This is a genomic window from Occultella aeris (genome assembly GCF_902703175.1).
Classification (GTDB): Bacteria; Actinomycetota; Actinomycetes; order Actinomycetales; family Beutenbergiaceae; genus Occultella; species Occultella aeris.
Genome location: NZ_CACRYJ010000034.1, coordinates 41,561 through 58,595, shown reverse-complemented (window position 1 = coordinate 58,595; position 17,035 = coordinate 41,561). Strand labels below are relative to the sequence as shown.

The following is a 17,035-nucleotide window of genomic DNA, read 5'->3' as shown; positions in this document are numbered from 1 at the left end:
TGACCGGAACCGCGACCGGAGCCGTCACCGTGTTGTCGGTCGCGACGTCTCCGACGAACGAGTCGCCGCTTCCCGACGGCACGGCAACGACCTCGACGGGCTGCGCCGGTGGTGGCGCCGAGTCGGTGGAACTCACGGCCGAGTCACCACCGACACCGACGGCGACGTCGCCGATCGTGATCGGGATCGAGATCGGCGCGGTCACCGTGTTGTCGGCCGCGACGTCGGTGAGCAGATCACCGCCGACGGTCTCGGAGACGGTCGACGTCAGGTCCTCCAGAAGGCCCACGTCGAGGAGGTCACCCTCCGCCGCCTGTGCGGCCCCGGCGCCGGCGACGACGAGGCCGCCGGTCACCACTAATGTGCGTAAAGCAGTCTTGAAAATGGCATGCATGATTCCCACTCCTGTCGAATGATCTGAAATACCCGAGTTGAAACCGGGTTTAGCGCGACCGTGAGCGAGAGCTCACGTGGGCGCAGATCATCCAGGCGAGACAGGAATGTCGAAAGGGTCTGCGGTGACCCGCGGAGTCAGATCCGCGGGACGCACGGCACCCAGCGCGATCGGCGGCCGGACATCGGTGCCCTGCGTGGGTGTGGCATCGGCCGGGCGGGGCTGCCCGGTGGTCGGAACGGGCGTGTTCTGCTGCCCGGCGTCAGTGCCGTACGGGCGCGGGGGCGTCGGGGAGGAGTCGCTGCCCGGCTCGTCGGCACGGACGCCCGTCGGGGCATCGGCGGCCCGGACGACGTAGCTCGGTTCGGAGATGGCCGCGGACCGGTGACCGGGCGCGGGCGGCCCCACCATGGGGGCTGCCACCTCCGGCAGCCCGGTGTCGGCGGGTGCACCGGGCCCGGGCTCGATGCCGGGGACCGTGCCCGCCGGCAGGACAGATCCGGGCAGATCCAGGCCGTCGCCGGGAACTGCGCCGTCGCCCGGAGCGCGTCCGCCCGGGTCCGATGGCACGGCCGGCACAGTAGGCCCGGAACCACCTGAGTGCGGCGGTATCACGGCGTCTACCGCGGGACTCACGAGGTCCAGCACCTCCCCGACGATCCCACCGGTGGCCGGCTCGATCGCATCGAGGACCGGATCCAGGACCTCCTGACGGACCGGTTCGACGATGGGGTCCAGGATGGGGCGGATCGGCTCGGCCACGTCGGTGACCACGGGAGCGACGGCCTCGATCATGGGAGCTGCGACCGGGGCTACGACGTGGTCGACCACTGGGTCAGTGACCGGAGCGACCGCGTCCAGGATCGGCGTCGTGAGGGGCGCGACCACCTCGGACATGAGCGGCTCGGTCACCGGGGAGGCGATGTCCTGCGCGAGGCCGAGGGTCGAGGCGAGCAGACCGCTGGAAGCGTCCGGCTCTGGCGCCTCCTCCGTGGCCGCCACGGCCACCCCGGCTCCGATCACTACGCCCGCGGCAGCGGTGCCGAGGGTCAGGAGTCCGCGTCGCAACCAGCGCACCACGATGCCGGTTGTGGCACCGGTCGTCGGATGTGCGTGCATCGCTGGACTCCCCCGTGGCTCAGAACGAGTTATGCCGACTCTGGCACATCCGCGCCATTTCCACCACCGGTGCGGAGGTCATTTCTCGGAGGTCATTTCTTCGGAACCGACTTCGGGTGCCCGGTGAACGTTTCCCCAACCACCGGTGAGCGTTCCCGTCCGATACCGCGCCGGCAGTAGTGGGCGATTAGGCTGTGCCCTGTGCCAACAACGACGCGCCCACTGATCATCGCCCACCGCGGAAACTCCTCCGTCGCGCCCGAGAACACGCTGCCCGCGTTCGAGTCGGCCGTGCTCGCCGGTGCGGACATGATCGAGATCGACGTACAGGTCTGCGAGGACGGCATCGGCATCGTCATCCACGACGCCACCGTGGACCGCACCACCGACGGCGCCGGCCCGGTCGCGGCGCTGCGGAGCACCGAGGTGCGCCACCTCGACGCCGGCTCATGGTTCGCGCCGGCCTACGCGGGCACCGCGCTGCCGGTGTTCGCGGACGTGGTGGACCTGCTGCTGCGCCATCCGGACACCGCGCTCCTGCTCGAGCTCAAGGGCGACTGGCCGTTGGAACCCACGAACCGACTGCTCGCTGAGGTCGACGAGGCCGGTGTCGCCGACCGCGTCCTGGCGCAGGGCTTCTCAGTCGCGATGCTGCGCACCCTGCGGGAGGCCGCGCCCGACCTGCGTCGCGGCCTGCTCATCAGCGAGTTCGACGAGAGCACCCTGACCCTTGCTGCGGATCTCGGGGTCGTGGCCCTGAACCCGCCGGCGACGCTGGTCATCGAACGACCGGACGTGCTCACCGCGATCCACGACGCCGGGCTCGAGGCCCACGTGTGGACGCCCAACACCGCCGAGCTGTGGGCACCGCTGGTCGAGGCGGGCGTCGACGGCATCATCACCGACCGTCCGGACCGCCTCGTGGGCTGGTTGAGCGCCCGCTGACGTGCCGCGGGGCGCTCAGGCCTCGATGGTCCGAAGGTGCGTGGGCCGTGCGACCGCGTCGAAGTCCGTGATCGCGTTCCCGTGCTCGAGGACGTCGGCGACCACCTTGAGGGTCCGGTTCAGGTCCTGTGTCTGCTCGACCCCGAGCGTGCGTGCGAGCGCGTCGACGATCCGGATCTGAACCGCCTCGGCCTGCTCCAGCGCCGCCGTGCCGATCGGGGTGACATGCACGAGCGCCGGCTCGCCAGAGGTGTCCGCCGGGTGCGCGTGCCGGTTGAGCAGTCCCCGCGCCACGAGCGCCTTCACGGTCACCTCGGCGGCCTCCGGGAGCTGCCCGGTGAGCGCCGCGATCGCGCGCGGGTGCTCGGCACCGTCCTCGACCGCGACGAGGACCTGGAGTTCTCCGGCACGGACCCCGGTGACGGATTCGATCCGGTGGGTGAGTGCCATCCCGGCCTGCCCGATCCGGCCGAGCACGTCGGTGAGACCGAGTATCCCGGTCAGCGAGCTGGCCGGAACCATCCCTCGAACGTCGGACCGGACCTGTGCCAGGGCATCCACGTTGCACTCCTCATGTCGTTCGGTTCCCGCGATCGCTCGCGTCGACGCGGTCGCCCGCGCCGCCATCGCTCTACACATCCTCCAACGCCCGGACCCGGCCCTTCGTTCCGACCGACCGGATCGCGAGATGGACCGGATCCACAAGGTGGCCGAGAACCGTCTACGGTCACCGTCATGTCCTCCGATCGTCCGAAGCAGCGGCCCGGACGACGCGGCCCGGTGGAAGTCCTGCGCGGCCGGCCCGGTTGGTTGTTGGCCGCGGGGGTGGCGCTCGTGGGCGTCAACATGCGCACCCCGATCACGTCGTTGGCCGCGGTCCTGCCGGAGATCCGGGCCGATCTGGGTCTTGGCCCGACGGCCGCCGGCCTGCTCACCAGCCTCCCGGTCGCCTGCTATGCGGTCGGAGCACCGATCGTCGCCGTCGCGGTGCGCCGGCTCGGGGTGGACCGCACCATCATCGCCGGCCTGCTCGTGATCGCCGTGCTGACGGCGATCCGGCCGTGGGGCCCGGCGTGGGTACTCCTCGCGGGCACGGCCGTGGTCGGTCTGGCCATCACGTCCGGGAATGTGCTCCTGCCGGTGGTGGTGCGCCGGGACTTCCCCAAGCGCCAGGGCCCGATGATCGCGGTCTCGACGTCCTCGCTCACCGGTGGCGCAGCGATCGCGGCCGCCCTGACCGTGCCCCTGGCGCTCTGGCTCGGCTGGCGGGCGGCGCTCGCCACCTGGGCCGTGCTGGCGGTGGCCGCTGCTGTGGTCTGGGCCCGGCTGCCGCGTCCCGCGGAGCCGCCGGCGCCCGTGGGACAGCCGGTGCGGCGACCCTGGTCGACGCCGGCGGTGTGGGTGCTGGCGGCGTACTTCGGGATGCAGTCGGGGCTGTTCTACGGGCTCACGGCGTGGCTGCCGAGCCTGTTGCCGGAGGTCGCCGGGACGGACCTGACCACCGCGGGCGCGGCGACGTCCGCCTACCAGCTGACCGGGATCCTCGGCACCCTGACCGCGCCGCTCATGGCGGCCAGGGTCCGCGCCCGCCGAACCATGACCGCCCTCGTCGGAGGTACCTGGCTGATCGCCATCGGTGGCCTGCTGCTGGCGCCGGGCGCGTTCTGGGTCTGGTGCGTGGTGGCCGGGTACGCGCAGGGAGCCACGTTCGCCCTCGGGATGACCCTCGTGACGATGCGTTCGGCGAGCGTCGCCCAGGTCCGTGGGGTATCGGCGATGACCCAGACGGTCGGCTACTCCATCGGTGCCCTCGCGCCAGTCGCCGTGGGGGCGCTGTACGCCGCGACCGGAACCTGGACCGCAGCCCTCGGACTACTCCTGGCAATGAGCGTGGTGATCGTGGTGACCGGCACGATGGCCGGCTCGCGCAAGCCGCTGGGCTGACCCGGCCCGAGTGCCGCCGGCAGCGCAGACCGAGTGCCCCGACAGGTCCCCGGACGCCGAAGTGCCCGGTCCGCGACGGGCGCGGCCGGGCACTTCGAGTTGGCGGATCGGTGGTTCAGAGCGTCGGGGCCGCCGGGTCCCAGCCCTCCGGCAACGGCGCCGGGGCCGCAGCGGAGCTCTCGAGCTCCACCGGCTTGTGCCACAGTGCCGACTCGGCGATCGAGATCATCGCGTCCAGCACGTGGTAGGCAAGCTCGCCGGACGCCCGCTCGGGCACCCCGGCCCGGATCGCCCGGGCCAGTTCCAGCGCCCCGCTCCCTCGGCCGTAGGTCGAGCCGACCGGCGGGACCTCGACCGCTTCGTCGGCGCCGGGCAGCCAGAGGTGACCGGAGTCGTCGAACGTGTTCGGGTTCGGCACCTCCAGCGTGCCGGTGGTGCCGGCGACCTCGATCAGGGTGCGCTTGCGGACCGACTCGAAGCTGAACGTCGTCTGCGCGGCCGCACCACCGACGAACTCGATCAGCGCGCCGTGATGCGTGGGGACGTTCACGGGGAACTCGGTACCTGCCTTGGGACCGGACCCGATCACCCGGGTGGTCCGCGCCGTCGACGACGTGGCGCTCACCCGGGCGATCGGCCCGAGCAGCTGCACCAGCGCCGTCAGGTAGTACGGGCCGATGTCGAACAGCGGACCGGCGCCCACGTCGAAGAGGAACTCCGGGCTCGGGTGCCAGGACTCCGGGCCGGGGCTCTGGAGCAGCACCAGACCGTTCAGCGGCGTGCCGATCCGACCCTCGAGGAGCGTCCGCTGCGCCGTCTGGAGCCCGGCGCCGAGGATCGTGTCCGGCGCGCAGGCGACGCGCAGCCCCGCCGCCGCTGCGGACTCGAGCAGGCGGCGGCCGGACTCGCGGTCGAGTGCCAGCGGCTTCTCGCTCCACTGGTGCTTGCCGGCTGCGATGATCTGTTCACCCACCGCGACGTGCACGGCCGGGATGGTCAGGTTGATCACGATCTCGATCGCGTCGACGGCGAGCAACTCGGCCACGGTGCCGCTGCCAGGCACGCCGAACTCGTCGGCCTTCGCCCGGGCCCGCTCCACGTCCAGGTCCGCGACGAACAGGACCTCGAGGTCCGCGAACTTCGTGAGGTTGGTCAGGTACTGGGTGCTGATCACACCGGCACCGATGATGCCGACGCCGACCCGCCCGGTGCGCACGGCGCGCACGGCGGACTCGCTCATGCCTGCGCCTTCAGCCACGTGAGGCTCTGCGCGAGGCCGTCGAACACGTCACCGTCGAAGTCGTCGAACTCGATGACCCGCAGCGCGTCCGGGGCGGCGGCGAGGATCTCGGCGACCGGTACCACGCCCTGCCCGGCGGGCAGCTGGGCCTTGGTGTCGCGGGTGGCCGGGCCGTCCTTGACGTGGATGTGGGTGACCTTGTCACCGAGGCGGCGGAGCAGGTCCGGGGCGGCGACGCCACCGACCTCGGCCCAGTACGTGTCCACCTCGAGGGTCACGCCGTCGTCGAGCGCGGCGGCGAAGATCTCCAGACCCGGGGTGCCGCCGACGGAGGCGACCTCCCACCAGTGGTTGTGGTAGCCGACCTCGAGACCGCGATCGGCGGCCTGCTTGGCGATCTCGTTCAGCCGGGCGGCGCTGGCCTCGATGAGCTCGCGGGTGGCCCACTGCTCCTCGGGGATGGACGGATCGATCACGGTGGTCATGCCGAGCGCCGCGGACGCGTCCAGCACACCCGGGACGTCGTCGGAGACCACGAGGCGGGCGTGCCCGGACGGTGCTCGCAGGCCGGCGGCGGCGAGCGCGTCCCGGTGCGCGTCGACGCGGTCGACGTACCCGAAGAGTTCGACGTTCTCGAACCCGAGGTCGGCGATGCGCCGCAGCGCGGCGGGCATGTCTTCCGCCATGGCGTCGCGGATGGAATACAACTGAACGGAGATGGCTCCGGGCATGTGAAGGGGCTCCTCGATGAGTGTCCTGATGGATAGACCGCGCGGACAACCCTACACACGCGAAGGCGAAAGCGAAACGATTCGATCCAGGTTTGAGACAGCTGTGGCGTGGGGCCGGCGGTCCTCGTCGGACTCGCTGCATCCGCCCGCCGGAGCGGCTCCGCCAGCCTCCTCGAGCGCCCGCCCTCCGATGGCTGCCACGCTGACGGGACGCAACCACCTCCACGCCTCCCGGTTGCGGCTCCCGTCCGAGGCGGGCACGCTGGGTGCTGACAGGCACCGTGACCATCGACCCGCAGGCGGACCTGCGGGAGGCCATCGCCGCAGTGCAGGAGGGCGCGGCGCAACTCGGCGGCCTGCGCGGACGCCCGGACCTGACCGGCCGCCTCCGCTTGATCGCGGCTCGCCGGACCCCTTAACACCGGCGGGCCCACACCAACTTGTCCCAACCCCAACGAAAGGAACGACCACATGGGTTTCATCGGATGGATCGTCCTCGGCCTGATCGCCGGCGCCATCGCGAAGGCGATCCTCAAGGACCGCGCACCGGGCGGTCTGCTCGCCACGCTGATCGTCGGCGTCGTCGGCGCCGCCCTCGGAGGCTGGATCGGTAGCGCGATCTTCAACATCGGCCTTGAGGAGTTCTGGAGCATCCAGACCTGGATCGTCGCGATCCTGGGCTCCCTGCTGGTCCTGGTGATCTACGGCGCGGTCGCGGGTCGGGGCAGCAGCCGCTGACCCGTGCACCACGTGAGAAGCCGCCTCACCCACGTCGGGGAGGCGGCTTCTCACGTGTTCAGCGGCGTGCCAGGCGGCGGGAGAACACCATGAGCGCGGCGCCGAGGAGTGCCATCACGGCGGCGAGGCCGGCCGGGGCGGTCGGGTCTCCGGCTCCCGTGTCGGCGAGCGGCGGCGGGGGCGGTCCGGCCGACGGCGGCGGCTCGTTCGGTGGGGGCGCGGTCACACAGGTCGGTGTCCCCGGGGGTAGGCGACCGTGACCGGTTCCGTGGTCGGGTTCACCTGCACCGTGATCTGCACGTCCGGGCGTGCCCAGGCGTAGGGGTTGGCGGGGTTCTCGAACCAGTCGCCGGAAGCGTCCTGGTCCCAGCCGGGCCAGTCGATGCCGACCCCGTCGGGGCCGACCACGGCACCGGGCCAGAGCACCTCACCGGTGCCGACCGGCACGGTGACCGACTCGGAGCCGCCGTCACCGGTAAAGATGATGGTCGCCGTCGTCCCCGGAGCATTCGTCCGGATGTCGTACCCGAGGTGCGGGGCGTCCGCCTCACAGAACGGGGTGACGGTGCCCGTGATCACGTACATCTGGACCGCCGCGTCGTTCGTGTCGGTGACGGGCTCACCGCCATCCTCCGGGTAGCCGGTCACCGTCGCGGTGTTCAGCAGGTCCGCCGTGATGGTGGAGTCGTAGGAGTACACCAGCACAACGGACGTCGACGGACTGCCCGATCAGGCAGACCTTGGCTCGCTCGCGGCGCTATCGGGAACCCGCACCGCTGCCCTGGCCGGAGATGCTCAGGACGAAGTCGGTCCGTGCGGAGCGGACGGCGAAGCCCGCGCCGGTCAGGGTCGCCCGGATCGGCTCATTGCCGACGGCCACACTTGCGGTGGCGCTCGGTGTGCCGGCCGCGGCGGTGGCGGTGAGCATCGCGCTCGTGAGAGCGCTGCCCACTCCCCGGCGACGTGCGCTGGGCGCCACCCCGAGGTAGCCGAGGCACCAGTCCTCGGGGAAGGCCATGATGGCGACGACGCCGTCCAGCCCGTCCGGCCCACGATGGGCCAACCATGGTGGACCGCCGGGTCGCGCCATCATGTCCCGGTACGCCACGGCCGCCGCGGCAGGGCCGAGCGCGGCCACCTGATCGCGGTCGTAGCCGTCGAGGCTCTGCGCCATGGCGGCGGCCATGACCGCGACCACCTCGGGGTCCGACGGGTCGATCTCGACGATCCCGTCGCCGCGGAGCGAGGCAGACGGCGTCGCCTCCAGCTCCAGACGGTCCTCGTCGACCTCCCAACCGGCGGCCGCCAGGGCGGCACGCTTCGCGTGCGGCTCGCCCTCGTCGGCATCGACGACCGTGGCGAGCACCCGCCCGAGCCCAGTGGACCGCGCGGCGGCAGCGACGCCGTCGAACAGCACACCGTAGATCCGCTCCGCATCGGAGCGGCCGGGAACGACCTGGAACGCGTAGGCCAGGCTCGCGCCGTCCTCGTGGGTGAAGATGCCGACCCGGGCGACGTCCGTGCCGACGTCGGCGTCGGTGGCGACGAGCAGGTGCTCGGGGCGGACCGAGCCGCCGGCGAGGTTGCGCCGCAGGCGGTCCAGGTCGGCGGTCGGGTCCGGGGCGAGAGCGCTGAAGCGCTCCGGTGTGGCCATCTCGATGCGGATCATCCGAGCCACCCTCGGGGCGTCGAGCGTCCCCGTCAACGTGATTGATCCGGTCCGGCTGGTACGTGGAATGCAAGAGACCCGCTGGATTCCGTGGAATCCAGCGGGTCTGCTGCGCGCCCGGAGGGACTCGAACCCCCAACCTCCTGATCCGTAGTCAGGTGCTCTATCCATTAAGCTACGGGCGCTCACGGTCACTAGGACCGACGGTCACTCTACCCGCTCCTGCCCGCTGGTTTCCAATCGGGGCATCAGACTGTGGGCGGACTCACCCTGACGACCACCGGTGGACCCGGGCGCACCCGGGACTCCCCCGGGGACCGATGCCGTGGCCCGGACGCAGGCGTGAGGCTGGTTCCATGACCTCACGAACCCCTCTCACCGCGCACACCCTGGTGAAGACCTACGGCGCCGCCGGCACCGGAACCACCGCGCTCGCCGGCGTCGACCTGAGCATCGCTCCGGGCGAGTCGGTGGCCATCATGGGACCCTCCGGATCCGGCAAGACCACCCTGCTGCACTGCCTCGCCGGCGTCCTCCCGGCGACATCCGGGCAGGTCATCTGGGCCGGCCAGGATCTCTCCTCGATGTCCGAGGGTGCCCGCACCGGCCTGCGCCGCACGGACTTCGGCTTCGTGTTCCAGTCCGGGCAACTGCTCCCCGAGCTGCCGGCCGACGAGAACGCCGCGCTGCCGCTGATGCTTGCGGGCACCCCGCGGGCGCAGGCGACCGACACCGCCCGACGGTGGCTCGCCTATCTCGGCCTCGGCGGCATGGAGTCGCGCCGGCCCGGTGAACTCTCCGGTGGTCAGGCGCAGCGGGTCGCGATCGCCCGCGCGCTGGTCGGCTCCCCCGGTGTCGTGTTCGCTGACGAACCGACCGGTGCCCTTGACCAGCAGACCGGCCACGAGGTGCTCGGCGTGCTCACCGAGGCCACTCGCGCCACCGGCGCTGCGCTCGTCATCGTCACCCACGACCCGGGGGTCGCCCGGTGGTGCTCGCGCACCGTGCACATGCGGGACGGCCGGATCGTGTCCGAGGACCGGACTCCCGCGGCGCCGGCCGCGCAGCCGGTCGCACCCGCCGCACAGCCAGTCGCGCCGGCGCCGCAGGCCGGACCCACCGCCCAGCCCGGCGCCCCCGTGGCGCCCGGGCCGTGGCCCGCACCCACGGCACCGTACGGACCGAACGGCACCTCCGCCGTCGGCGGCTCGAACCTGCCCGACGGCGTCACGGTGGTGCCGCGATGAAGGCCGCCCTGGACCTGTGGCTGCTGCTGCGCGGGCGCAGCGCGGGCCGGTCCGACCCGCAACGGTTGACGAGCGTGCTCGCCGTTCTTGCGTTCGCGGTGACGACCGCCGTCCTCCTGCTCGTGGTCGGCGGCTTCGCCGCCTTCGCCGAGCGCGCCGGCGGGGACCCCGATCCGTACGGCGACGCCGGCTTCTATGTGACGCTGGCCGGAACCGCCACGATTCTGCTGATGGTGCCGCTCGTGACACTGGGTGGAGCGGCCGCCCGCCTTGCCGTCGCCCGACGGGACGAGCGCCTGGCCGCGCTACGGCTCGCCGGTGCCACCACCGGCCAGGTCTCCCTCATGACCATGCTCGACGCGGCCGCGCAGGCCCTGGCCGGCGCGCTGATCGGCGTAGCCGGCTCGTTCCTGCTGATCCTGACCGTGCTGCCGCTGCAGTTCCAGGGCCGGTCCTTCGGTTACGCCGAGCTCATCGCGCCGTGGTGGGTGTACCCGACGGCGGTGCTCGCCGTGACGCTGGTGGCGCTGCTGTCGGCCGGGGCGAGCCTGCGCAAGGTCGCCATCACCCCGCTCGGCGTCGCCGCGCGGACCACCCCGAACCCGCTGCACTGGTCCCGGCTGGTCCCGATCCTGTTGTTCGCGGCTGTGTTCGTGGTCCTCTGGAACACCGGTCTGGCCAGCATCGTCGTGATCGTCATGGTGGTCGCTGGTGGGTTCGCGATGCTGAACCTGCTCGGCCCGTGGGTGATGTCCGTGGTCGGGCGCATAGTGGTGCGCCGCGCCAAGGACGTGGCCACGCTGATCGCTGCCCGTCGGCTCGTGGACTCCCCGAAGACCGCGTGGCGAAGCGTCGGCGGGATCGCGCTGGCGACGTTCATCGCGGGCCTGGCGGCCGCCGTCGCCATGTACGACCCCGCGTCCGCGAGCGACAGCGCCGAGGCCACCCTGTACCGGGACATGGCCACGGGCGGTTTCCTCACCCTGGCGATCGCGGGCGTCGTGGCCGCCGTGTCCACCGGCGTGATGCAGGCCGGGCGGGTCATCGATCAGGGCGGCGAGTACCGGGCCCTGCACCTGGCCGGCACCGACCTGCGGGTCATGGACTCAGCCCGGCTGCGGGAGACGTCGATCCCGCTGGCCGTCGCCGTCGGCGTGGCTACAGCCGGTGCACTGCTGTTCATGGTCCCGGCGCTCGGGTACGCCTTTCTGACCGCGACGTCGGTGCTGCTGCAGTTCGTGCTCAGCGTGGCTGCCGCGTGCGCACTGGTCCTGCTCGGCACGCTCGCCTCGCGCCGGGTGGTTCGCACGGTGCTGGCCTGAGGGCCGCCGCTCGCTGAGATCGGACCCGCCACCTCGAGATCGTCCATCGCGAGGGGCGATCTCGATGGCGCAGGTGCGAGGTGCCGGGGAGCGGGTCTGTGGTCCGCCGGGAAGGTCAGCGGCCGATAGCGTGGCAGCGATGGAACGCCACGAACCGAACATGGCTGGCGATCGGCCCGACCCACCCAGCCGGGCAGCGGCGGCCTGGGTGATCGTTGCCGCGTCGCTCATCCTGCTCTGGTCATTGGTGGCTACGTGGCTCCTGGCGATCCCCGCCACGGCCCAGGCAGTCTGTCCGGCGGTCCACCCGGCCCCGGCCGGCTGCAGTCCGGCCCGGGTGCCCGTGGCCGCGCTGTGGTCCGGCATCCTGATCGCGGCGTACTCGACGGTGATGATCCTGGCGGTCAAGGCTCGCCACCGAGGGTTCGGTGCCCTGATCGGCGGTGTGGTGCTGCTGGCCGCGCTCGCCTTCGCGGCCCACCGGGTCACGCTGCAGGTGTAGGCACGGGCTACGCCTGGGTCGCCACGACCCCGGGGTCCTCGGAGTTGCGGGCGAGGCGTCGGGCCAGTGCCGCGCACACCACGAGTTGCAACTGGTGGAAGATGATCAGCGGCACGGCGATCGTTGCCGCGGTAGCCGCGGGGAACAGCACCACGGCCATCGGCAGGCCGGTCGCCAGGGATTTCTTGGACCCGCACATCAGCAGTGCGATCCGGTCGGCCCGGTTGAGCCGGATGCCGCGTCCTCCCCACCAGGTCGCGGCGAGCATGATCGCGAGTACCACGGCGCTGATCACCAGCAGTGCCGCGATCATCACCCAGGAGACGGAGGACCAGACCCCGTCGGCGGTGGCGGAGGCGACCGCCCCGAACACGATCAGGATGATCGTGCTCCGGTCGAGCAGGGTGGTCAGCCACTTGTGCGCGCGCAGCCAGGTCCCGACCAAGGGCTGCAGGAGCTGACCGACGACGAACGGCAGCAGCAGCTGCAGCAGCACCGATCGCAGTCCGCCGAGCCCGCCGGCACCCGAGGCCCCCATGAGCCAGAGCACGAGCAGCGGGGTCAGCACCATGCCGAGCAGGTTCGAGATCGTCGCGGCGCAGATCGCCCCGGCCACGTTCCCCCGCGCCACCGACACGAAGGCGACCGATGACTGCACCGTGGATGGCAGCAGGGACAGGAACAGGACCCCGGCCGCGAGCGCATCGCCGATGATCGGCGCGGCCACCCAGGACACGCTCAGCCCGAGCAACGGGAACAGCAGGTAGGTCGATCCGAGGATGCTGCTCTGCAGGCGCACATTCTTCAGTCCGCCGAGGACTTCACGGGTGGACAGCCGCGCCCCGTACACGAGGAACAGGAGGAAGACGGCGACGTCTCCGACACCCTCGATCGCCCCGCGCAGCGCGTCCGGTACCGGCAGCACCAGCCCGAGGACCAGGGCGATCAGGATCCCGACGACGAACGGGTCCACCCACCGGCGCAGGACCCTCATACGAGTTGCTCGAGCGTGGGTCGGACGGGGCAGGTGGAGTTCGGTGACACGAGAGGCAAGGGTAGCCCGGGACCGTTTCGACCTGGTTTCGCGCGCCCTGCCCCGCTCAGCCCAGGGTCACGGCATGCCCGACGCTGCGGTACAGGTGCACCCGAGGGCCGCCGCGCCGGCGGCCTTCACCATCACCACGAAAGGGGGACCCGCGGATCGACAACCGGGGCGGGGCAGTCAGTCAGGGCCACCCGGATCCGGCTCGTCACGGCCATCCCGGTCCGCCCACTGAAGCAACTGATCGAGCCGGTACGCCTTCGAGTCGATGTCGGCGTGCAGGTCCCCGAGCTCCGCGAACCGGGCCGGGACGGTCGCGATCGTGAACACGGTCGGGTCCACGTCGTCGATCTCGTCCCACCGGATCGGGGTGGAGACGGTGCCCTCGTCCTTGCCGCGCACCGAGTAGGCGCTGGCGATGGTGTGGTCGCGGGCGTTCTGGTTGTAGTCGACGAACACGGCGGCCGGGTCCCGGTCCTTGCGCCACCAGGCGGTGGTGACGTCCTTCGGCGCGCGGCGTTCCACCTCCCGCGCGAACGCGAGCGCGGCCCGGCGCACGTCGTCGAAGCCCCAGTTCGGTTCGATCCGGACGTAGATGTGCAGGCCGGATCCGCCGGAGGTCTTCGGGTAGCCGGTGATGCCGAGGTCATCGAGGACCTCGTGGGCCACGTGCGCAACGTGCCGGACCCGGTCGAACGGGCAGTCCGGCATCGGGTCGAGGTCGATGCGCCATTCGTCGGGCTTCTCGGTGTCCGAGCGTCGGGAGTTCCAGGGGTGGAACTCGACGGTGGACATCTGCACGGCCCAGATCACGCTCGCGAGCTCGGTCACGCAGAGCTCGTCGGCGGTTCGGTTGTACCGCGGGAAGTGCAGCTCCACGGTCTCGACCCAGTCCGGCGCACCCCGCGGCAGCCGCTTCTGGTGCACCTTCGTACCCGCGACGCCGTCGGGGAACCGGTGCAGCATGCACGGCCGCTCGCGCAGGGCGCGCACGATGCCGTCGCCGACGGCGAGGTAGTAGTTCGCGAGGTCGAGTTTCGTCTCCCCGCGTGCGGCGAACATGACCCGCTCGGGGTGGCTGATCCGCACGGTGCGTCCGCCGACGTCGAGTTCGACGGCGGTGTCGTCGGCCTTGGCTGCCATGTCGCCGAGCGTAGTGCCCGCCTCGGGCGGGCGCCCGAGCGTCAGCCGGTGTACTCCAGCGAGGTGTCCTCGCTGCGGGAGTGCTCGGTGACATCGTCGAAGCGGTGGAACTGCTCGGCCATGAGGTCGGCGAACAGGTCCACGCCCTTCATCCGGCTGGTCTCCTCGGGCCCGTGGAAGCACGGCACACCGGACTCGTCGAGCAGTTGGGAGGCACCGCCGTCGGGCCCCAGCGGGAGCACGATGCGTTCGGGTGGCGGCTCGTACACGGTCGACGGCGCGCGGCCGGCGATCAGGTCCGCGATGTTCGTGGCGACCACCCGGCCGTGGGCACGAGCGGCGTCGGCGCGCTTCGTCTCGGGTAGGTCCGCGATGTCCCCGACGGCGAACACGTGCTCGTGCCCGGCGACGTTCAGGTGCTCGGTGACCCGGAGGGTGCCGTCCGGGCGGCGCGCGTCGAGCAGGCCACCGGCCAGGTAGTCGGTCACGGCCCGGTTGCCGTAGCAGCGGAACCAGACCTGGGCGTCGATCTCCACACCGGCGTCGGTGCGGACGGTGAAGTCCTGCAGGCGGCCGACGTCCATCGGGGGCAGGAAGCCGAGCGGTGCACCGAGGACCAGGTCGACGCCCCGCTCGAGGAGCTGCGTCCGGATCGAGTCGCGTACCTGCGCGATCACGTCGATCGTGGTCAGGATGTCATCGGCCTGGTCCACGAGCGTGACGCCCAAGTCCGGGAAGGCGCTGGTGAGCTCGCCTGCGAGTTCCACCCCGACCGGGCCGGCGCCCACCAGGAGCACCCGCCGTGCCTGCCCGAGTGCGTCGCGCAGCCGCGCCATCCGCGAGCGCACCACCCTCTCCTCGGACTCCAGGAACTTCGCCGGGAACGGGTACCCGGTGCCGGTGGCGAGGACGAGGTAGTCGGCGTCGACGAACTCGGTCCGGCTGAAGCTGACCCGGGTGGGCGTGACGGCACGGGCCGTGTCGTGGATGACCCGCCCGCGGGTCAGCAGCCGGTCGTAGGGCAGGAACACACGGTCCTCGAAGGCCGGGTCCGCGACGGCTCGGAGCGTGCCGACCGCGTGCACGAACGCGTCCTTGGACTCCACCAGGATCACGTCCGCGACCGCATCGAGCTGCTGTGCCACGGCGACCCCGCCGTACCCGCCGCCGACCACGACCACTCGTGGGTGTGCCATCGTCTCCTCGTTCCGCTCGGAGGGCCTGCCTCTTCCTCTGGTCTACTCCGAACCGTGGGCAAAGTCTCTAGATCGTGCGCTGGATCACCGTGTCGGCGGTCACACCGGGCCTCGTCCGTCGGGGCCGATACGGCCGGCGGATCCCTGCCCGCGCACGGACCGTGGATGATGGTGTCCCGATGTCTGTCGTGGAGTGGTTCGCCCAGGTGTTCGCCGCCGTGGGCGACGTGCTGTCCTTCCGGGTGCCGCCTGTGCTGCTCGACTCACCCGGCCACGCACTGTCCCTCGGCGTCGGCATCGCGGTGCTGGCCGGCCTGTCGACCATGCTCGGGCATGCCGTCGTGTTCGTGATCAACCGGATCCGGCGCCTGCGCATGGTGGCCGCGATCGCACTCGGAGCCGTCTACACCGTGCTCCTGCGGGGCCTCACCGGCGTCGTCATCGCCCTGGTCGCGTGGCTCGTCACGCGCGGCAACGTCGACGGCGAGATGATCACCGCCGCCTACCTGTTCGCGATCGCGCCGCACGTGCTGGCCTTCCTGGTGTTCATCCCCTACCTCGGCCTGCTGTTCGGCCGGGTCCTGGAGGTGTGGTCGGCGGTCGCGCTCGCGGTCCTCCTGGGTCCGGTGCTCGGCGTCGGCCTGCTCCCGGCCATCGCGATCTCCGGTCTCGCGTGGGCCGGCGCCCACCTGGTCTCGGTCGTCCTCGCCGGACCGCTGGCGCGCGCGACCTCCCGGGGCTGGACGCTCGTGACCGGCCACGCGACCATCCTGACCTCGTCCGACATCCTCTCCGGCGCCCCGTTCGTGCCGCTCGAGCACCGGGAGCACCACGCATGATCGAGGTGCTGTTCCTGGGGCTCGTGGCGCTTGCTCTGACCTTCGCGCTGCTCGCCCCGCTGGAGTCGCTGCGGTGGTGGTCACGGCGCAAGGACGCGCCGGCTCTCGAAGGGCTCGCCCGACCGGAAGCCGGCGACGGCGTCCCTGCGGCCAGGCGGGACGCTCGCCTTTTCGTGGTGTACCTGTCCGGGATCGGAGCCGTGGACGGCACCACCGACTCCCGGCGGGAGCAGGCTGTGCTCGCGACGCTGTCACGAGAGCTGCCGGACGCCGTCGTCACCGCGGACGTGTTCCCCTACGCCGTCGAGAACCGGGGTCTGACGCAACGGGCGACGAACTGGTTCTGGAAGCGGCTGCAGCGCCTGCAACGGGTGCCGGTCGCGAACACCGCATCCAAACTGATCAACCTGCGCAACGCGTTGCGGGTGCTGGTCTCGGCCGACCCGCGCTACGGCCCGACGTTCAATCTCGCGGTCGCACAGGAGATCGCGGAGTCGTTGTCGCGGCACGGCTACGACTGGGACGTCCGGCCACCGGTGACGGTGGTGGGGTACAGCGGCGGTGGCCAGATCGCGCTCGGCGCGAGCTGGTTCCTGGCCGCGCTCGACGTGCCGGTCTCGGTGTTCTCGATCGGTGGCGTTCTCGCCGCGGACCCGGCACTGGACCGGGTGCAGCACCTGTGGCACGTGTACGGGTCCAGGGACCGGATCCAGTCGCTCGGGCGTGTGGTGTTCCCGGGTCGGTGGCCCACGGCCCGGATCTCGCCCTGGGCTCGGGCGCTGCGGGAGGGGCGGATCACGATGCGGCGCATCGGCCCGATGCGGCACATGGGGAGCCGCGACTATTTCGACAGGCACAACAAGGACGCGGACGGCGTCGACTACCGCCGGCTCACGGTCGAGGCGCTCCTCGATGCGCTCCGGGCCGATCCGGATCTGCCGGACGCCGTCGGCCGATAGCGGAC

At 71.6% G+C, this 17,035-nt stretch carries 19 protein-coding genes, 1 tRNA gene and 1 pseudogene; 9 read left to right on the top strand and 12 right to left on the bottom strand.

All coding sequences use genetic code 11. The annotated features are described in order from the left end of the window. Together HALOF300_RS27015 and HALOF300_RS12180 are read right to left on the bottom strand one after the other, a co-directional pair. A pseudogene (locus tag HALOF300_RS27015) lies at nucleotides 1-394 on the bottom strand (hypothetical protein); the annotation flags it as partial. Nucleotides 395-481: 87 nt separating this feature from the next. Next, on the bottom strand, nucleotides 482-1,513 hold the full coding sequence (locus HALOF300_RS12180) for a hypothetical protein (RefSeq protein ID WP_156741210.1): 1,032 nt from the start codon (nucleotides 1,511-1,513) through the stop codon (nucleotides 482-484). A gap of 201 nt (nucleotides 1,514-1,714) precedes the next feature. Here HALOF300_RS12180 and HALOF300_RS12175 point away from each other — a divergent pair, with 201 nt between their 5' ends. After that, nucleotides 1,715-2,458 carry a glycerophosphodiester phosphodiesterase gene (locus HALOF300_RS12175; protein ID WP_156741209.1) on the top strand — a complete coding sequence of 248 codons (744 nt, stop codon included), beginning with the start codon at nucleotides 1,715-1,717 and terminating at the stop codon, nucleotides 2,456-2,458. Nucleotides 2,459-2,473: 15 nt separating this feature from the next. Here the strand turns inward: HALOF300_RS12175 and HALOF300_RS27010 are convergent, their stop codons facing one another. Beyond that, nucleotides 2,474-3,019, bottom strand: a complete 546-nt coding sequence (locus tag HALOF300_RS27010; RefSeq protein ID WP_197522512.1) for a hypothetical protein — start codon at nucleotides 3,017-3,019, stop codon at nucleotides 2,474-2,476. A 174-nt stretch (nucleotides 3,020-3,193) separates the two neighbouring features. Between HALOF300_RS27010 and HALOF300_RS12165 the strand changes: the two genes are divergently transcribed. Further along, nucleotides 3,194-4,402, top strand: a complete 1,209-nt coding sequence (locus tag HALOF300_RS12165) for an MFS transporter (protein ID WP_197522511.1) — start codon at nucleotides 3,194-3,196, stop codon at nucleotides 4,400-4,402. Nucleotides 4,403-4,517: 115 nt separating this feature from the next. Here the strand turns inward: HALOF300_RS12165 and HALOF300_RS12160 are convergent, their stop codons facing one another. Together HALOF300_RS12160 and HALOF300_RS12155 are read right to left on the bottom strand one after the other, a co-directional pair. Continuing rightward, nucleotides 4,518-5,642 carry a Gfo/Idh/MocA family protein gene (locus HALOF300_RS12160; protein ID WP_156741206.1) on the bottom strand — a complete coding sequence of 375 codons (1,125 nt, stop codon included), beginning with the start codon at nucleotides 5,640-5,642 and terminating at the stop codon, nucleotides 4,518-4,520. Next, the gene (locus HALOF300_RS12155) at nucleotides 5,639-6,373 is read right to left on the bottom strand and encodes a sugar phosphate isomerase/epimerase family protein (RefSeq protein WP_156741205.1); all 735 of its coding nucleotides are present in this window, start codon (nucleotides 6,371-6,373) and stop codon (nucleotides 5,639-5,641) included. Before HALOF300_RS12155 ends, HALOF300_RS12160 begins: the two co-directional genes overlap by 4 nt. A 266-nt stretch (nucleotides 6,374-6,639) precedes the next feature. Here HALOF300_RS12155 and HALOF300_RS12150 point away from each other — a divergent pair, with 266 nt between their 5' ends. Both HALOF300_RS12150 and HALOF300_RS12145 read left to right on the top strand, forming a co-directional pair. After that, nucleotides 6,640-6,792 carry a hypothetical protein gene (locus HALOF300_RS12150; protein ID WP_156741204.1) on the top strand — a complete coding sequence of 51 codons (153 nt, stop codon included), beginning with the start codon at nucleotides 6,640-6,642 and terminating at the stop codon, nucleotides 6,790-6,792. A gap of 52 nt (nucleotides 6,793-6,844) precedes the next feature. Beyond that, entirely contained in the window at nucleotides 6,845-7,111 is a 267-nt protein-coding gene (locus HALOF300_RS12145; RefSeq protein WP_156741203.1) for a GlsB/YeaQ/YmgE family stress response membrane protein, read from the top strand. A gap of 58 nt (nucleotides 7,112-7,169) precedes the next feature. Here the strand turns inward: HALOF300_RS12145 and HALOF300_RS12140 are convergent, their stop codons facing one another. The 4 genes from HALOF300_RS12140 to HALOF300_RS12125 form a co-directional block, all read right to left on the bottom strand. After that, the gene (locus tag HALOF300_RS12140; RefSeq protein ID WP_156741202.1) at nucleotides 7,170-7,337 is read right to left on the bottom strand and encodes an NPXTG-anchored protein; all 168 of its coding nucleotides are present in this window, start codon (nucleotides 7,335-7,337) and stop codon (nucleotides 7,170-7,172) included. Beyond that, nucleotides 7,334-7,810: a hypothetical protein gene (locus HALOF300_RS12135; protein WP_156741201.1), complete on the bottom strand. Its 477-nt coding sequence runs from the start codon at nucleotides 7,808-7,810 to the stop codon at nucleotides 7,334-7,336. The genes HALOF300_RS12140 and HALOF300_RS12135 overlap by 4 nt, the downstream gene beginning before the upstream one ends. Nucleotides 7,811-7,868: 58 nt before the next feature. Beyond that, nucleotides 7,869-8,780, bottom strand: a complete 912-nt coding sequence (locus HALOF300_RS12130) for a GNAT family N-acetyltransferase (protein WP_156741200.1) — start codon at nucleotides 8,778-8,780, stop codon at nucleotides 7,869-7,871. A gap of 112 nt (nucleotides 8,781-8,892) precedes the next feature. Then, a tRNA-Arg gene (locus tag HALOF300_RS12125) sits at nucleotides 8,893-8,965 on the bottom strand. A gap of 171 nt (nucleotides 8,966-9,136) precedes the next feature. Here HALOF300_RS12125 and HALOF300_RS12120 point away from each other — a divergent pair. The 3 genes from HALOF300_RS12120 to HALOF300_RS12110 all read left to right on the top strand — a co-directional run bounded on the left by HALOF300_RS12120 (nucleotide 9,137) and on the right by HALOF300_RS12110 (nucleotide 11,851). Further along, complete coding sequence (locus tag HALOF300_RS12120) at nucleotides 9,137-10,027, top strand: ABC transporter ATP-binding protein (protein ID WP_197522510.1); 891 nt, start codon at nucleotides 9,137-9,139, stop codon at nucleotides 10,025-10,027. Then, a complete protein-coding gene (locus HALOF300_RS12115) occupies nucleotides 10,024-11,349 on the top strand; it encodes an FtsX-like permease family protein (RefSeq protein ID WP_156741198.1) in 1,326 nt (441 codons plus the stop codon). Before HALOF300_RS12120 ends, HALOF300_RS12115 begins: the two co-directional genes overlap by 4 nt. Nucleotides 11,350-11,488: 139 nt before the next feature. After that, nucleotides 11,489-11,851, top strand: a complete 363-nt coding sequence (locus HALOF300_RS12110) for a hypothetical protein (protein WP_156741197.1) — start codon at nucleotides 11,489-11,491, stop codon at nucleotides 11,849-11,851. A 7-nt stretch (nucleotides 11,852-11,858) separates the two neighbouring features. On the opposite strand, the gene HALOF300_RS12105 is transcribed toward HALOF300_RS12110, so the two are convergent. The 3 genes from HALOF300_RS12105 to HALOF300_RS12095 all read right to left on the bottom strand — a co-directional run bounded on the left by HALOF300_RS12105 (nucleotide 11,859) and on the right by HALOF300_RS12095 (nucleotide 15,232). Continuing rightward, nucleotides 11,859-12,845, bottom strand: a complete 987-nt coding sequence (locus HALOF300_RS12105; protein WP_156741196.1) for a bile acid:sodium symporter family protein — start codon at nucleotides 12,843-12,845, stop codon at nucleotides 11,859-11,861. A gap of 228 nt (nucleotides 12,846-13,073) precedes the next feature. Beyond that, nucleotides 13,074-14,036 carry a non-homologous end-joining DNA ligase gene (gene ligD, locus HALOF300_RS12100; RefSeq protein ID WP_156741195.1) on the bottom strand — a complete coding sequence of 321 codons (963 nt, stop codon included), beginning with the start codon at nucleotides 14,034-14,036 and terminating at the stop codon, nucleotides 13,074-13,076. Nucleotides 14,037-14,077: 41 nt separating this feature from the next. Further along, nucleotides 14,078-15,232, bottom strand: coding sequence for an FAD-dependent oxidoreductase (locus HALOF300_RS12095; RefSeq protein ID WP_156741194.1), 1,155 nt, complete (start codon nucleotides 15,230-15,232; stop codon nucleotides 14,078-14,080). 179 nt (nucleotides 15,233-15,411) lie between these two features. Between HALOF300_RS12095 and HALOF300_RS12090 the strand changes: the two genes are divergently transcribed. Then, on the top strand, nucleotides 15,412-16,071 hold the full coding sequence (locus HALOF300_RS12090; RefSeq protein WP_156741193.1) for a hypothetical protein: 660 nt from the start codon (nucleotides 15,412-15,414) through the stop codon (nucleotides 16,069-16,071). Further along, nucleotides 16,068-17,030: a hypothetical protein gene (locus tag HALOF300_RS12085; protein ID WP_156741192.1), complete on the top strand. Its 963-nt coding sequence runs from the start codon at nucleotides 16,068-16,070 to the stop codon at nucleotides 17,028-17,030. Before HALOF300_RS12090 ends, HALOF300_RS12085 begins: the two co-directional genes overlap by 4 nt. The last annotated feature ends 5 nt before the right edge of the window (nucleotides 17,031-17,035 follow it).

Coding starts and splice junctions, on each gene's coding strand:
- HALOF300_RS12120 (WP_197522510.1), top strand. CDS start 9,137: ATGACCTCACGAACCCCTCTCACCGCGCACACCCTGGTGAAGACCTAC.
- HALOF300_RS12155 (WP_156741205.1), bottom strand. CDS start 6,373: ATGCCCGGAGCCATCTCCGTTCAGTTGTATTCCATCCGCGACGCCATG.
- HALOF300_RS12090 (WP_156741193.1), top strand. CDS start 15,412: ATGTCTGTCGTGGAGTGGTTCGCCCAGGTGTTCGCCGCCGTGGGCGAC.
- HALOF300_RS12110 (WP_156741197.1), top strand. CDS start 11,489: ATGGAACGCCACGAACCGAACATGGCTGGCGATCGGCCCGACCCACCC.
- HALOF300_RS12115 (WP_156741198.1), top strand. CDS start 10,024: ATGAAGGCCGCCCTGGACCTGTGGCTGCTGCTGCGCGGGCGCAGCGCG.
- ligD (WP_156741195.1), bottom strand. CDS start 14,036: ATGGCAGCCAAGGCCGACGACACCGCCGTCGAACTCGACGTCGGCGGA.
- HALOF300_RS12085 (WP_156741192.1), top strand. CDS start 16,068: ATGATCGAGGTGCTGTTCCTGGGGCTCGTGGCGCTTGCTCTGACCTTC.
- HALOF300_RS12130 (WP_156741200.1), bottom strand. CDS start 8,780: ATGATCCGCATCGAGATGGCCACACCGGAGCGCTTCAGCGCTCTCGCC.
- HALOF300_RS12180 (WP_156741210.1), bottom strand. CDS start 1,513: ATGCACGCACATCCGACGACCGGTGCCACAACCGGCATCGTGGTGCGC.
- HALOF300_RS12095 (WP_156741194.1), bottom strand. CDS start 15,232: ATGGCACACCCACGAGTGGTCGTGGTCGGCGGCGGGTACGGCGGGGTC.
- HALOF300_RS12165 (WP_197522511.1), top strand. CDS start 3,194: ATGTCCTCCGATCGTCCGAAGCAGCGGCCCGGACGACGCGGCCCGGTG.
- HALOF300_RS12160 (WP_156741206.1), bottom strand. CDS start 5,642: ATGAGCGAGTCCGCCGTGCGCGCCGTGCGCACCGGGCGGGTCGGCGTC.
- HALOF300_RS12145 (WP_156741203.1), top strand. CDS start 6,845: ATGGGTTTCATCGGATGGATCGTCCTCGGCCTGATCGCCGGCGCCATC.
- HALOF300_RS12105 (WP_156741196.1), bottom strand. CDS start 12,845: ATGAGGGTCCTGCGCCGGTGGGTGGACCCGTTCGTCGTCGGGATCCTG.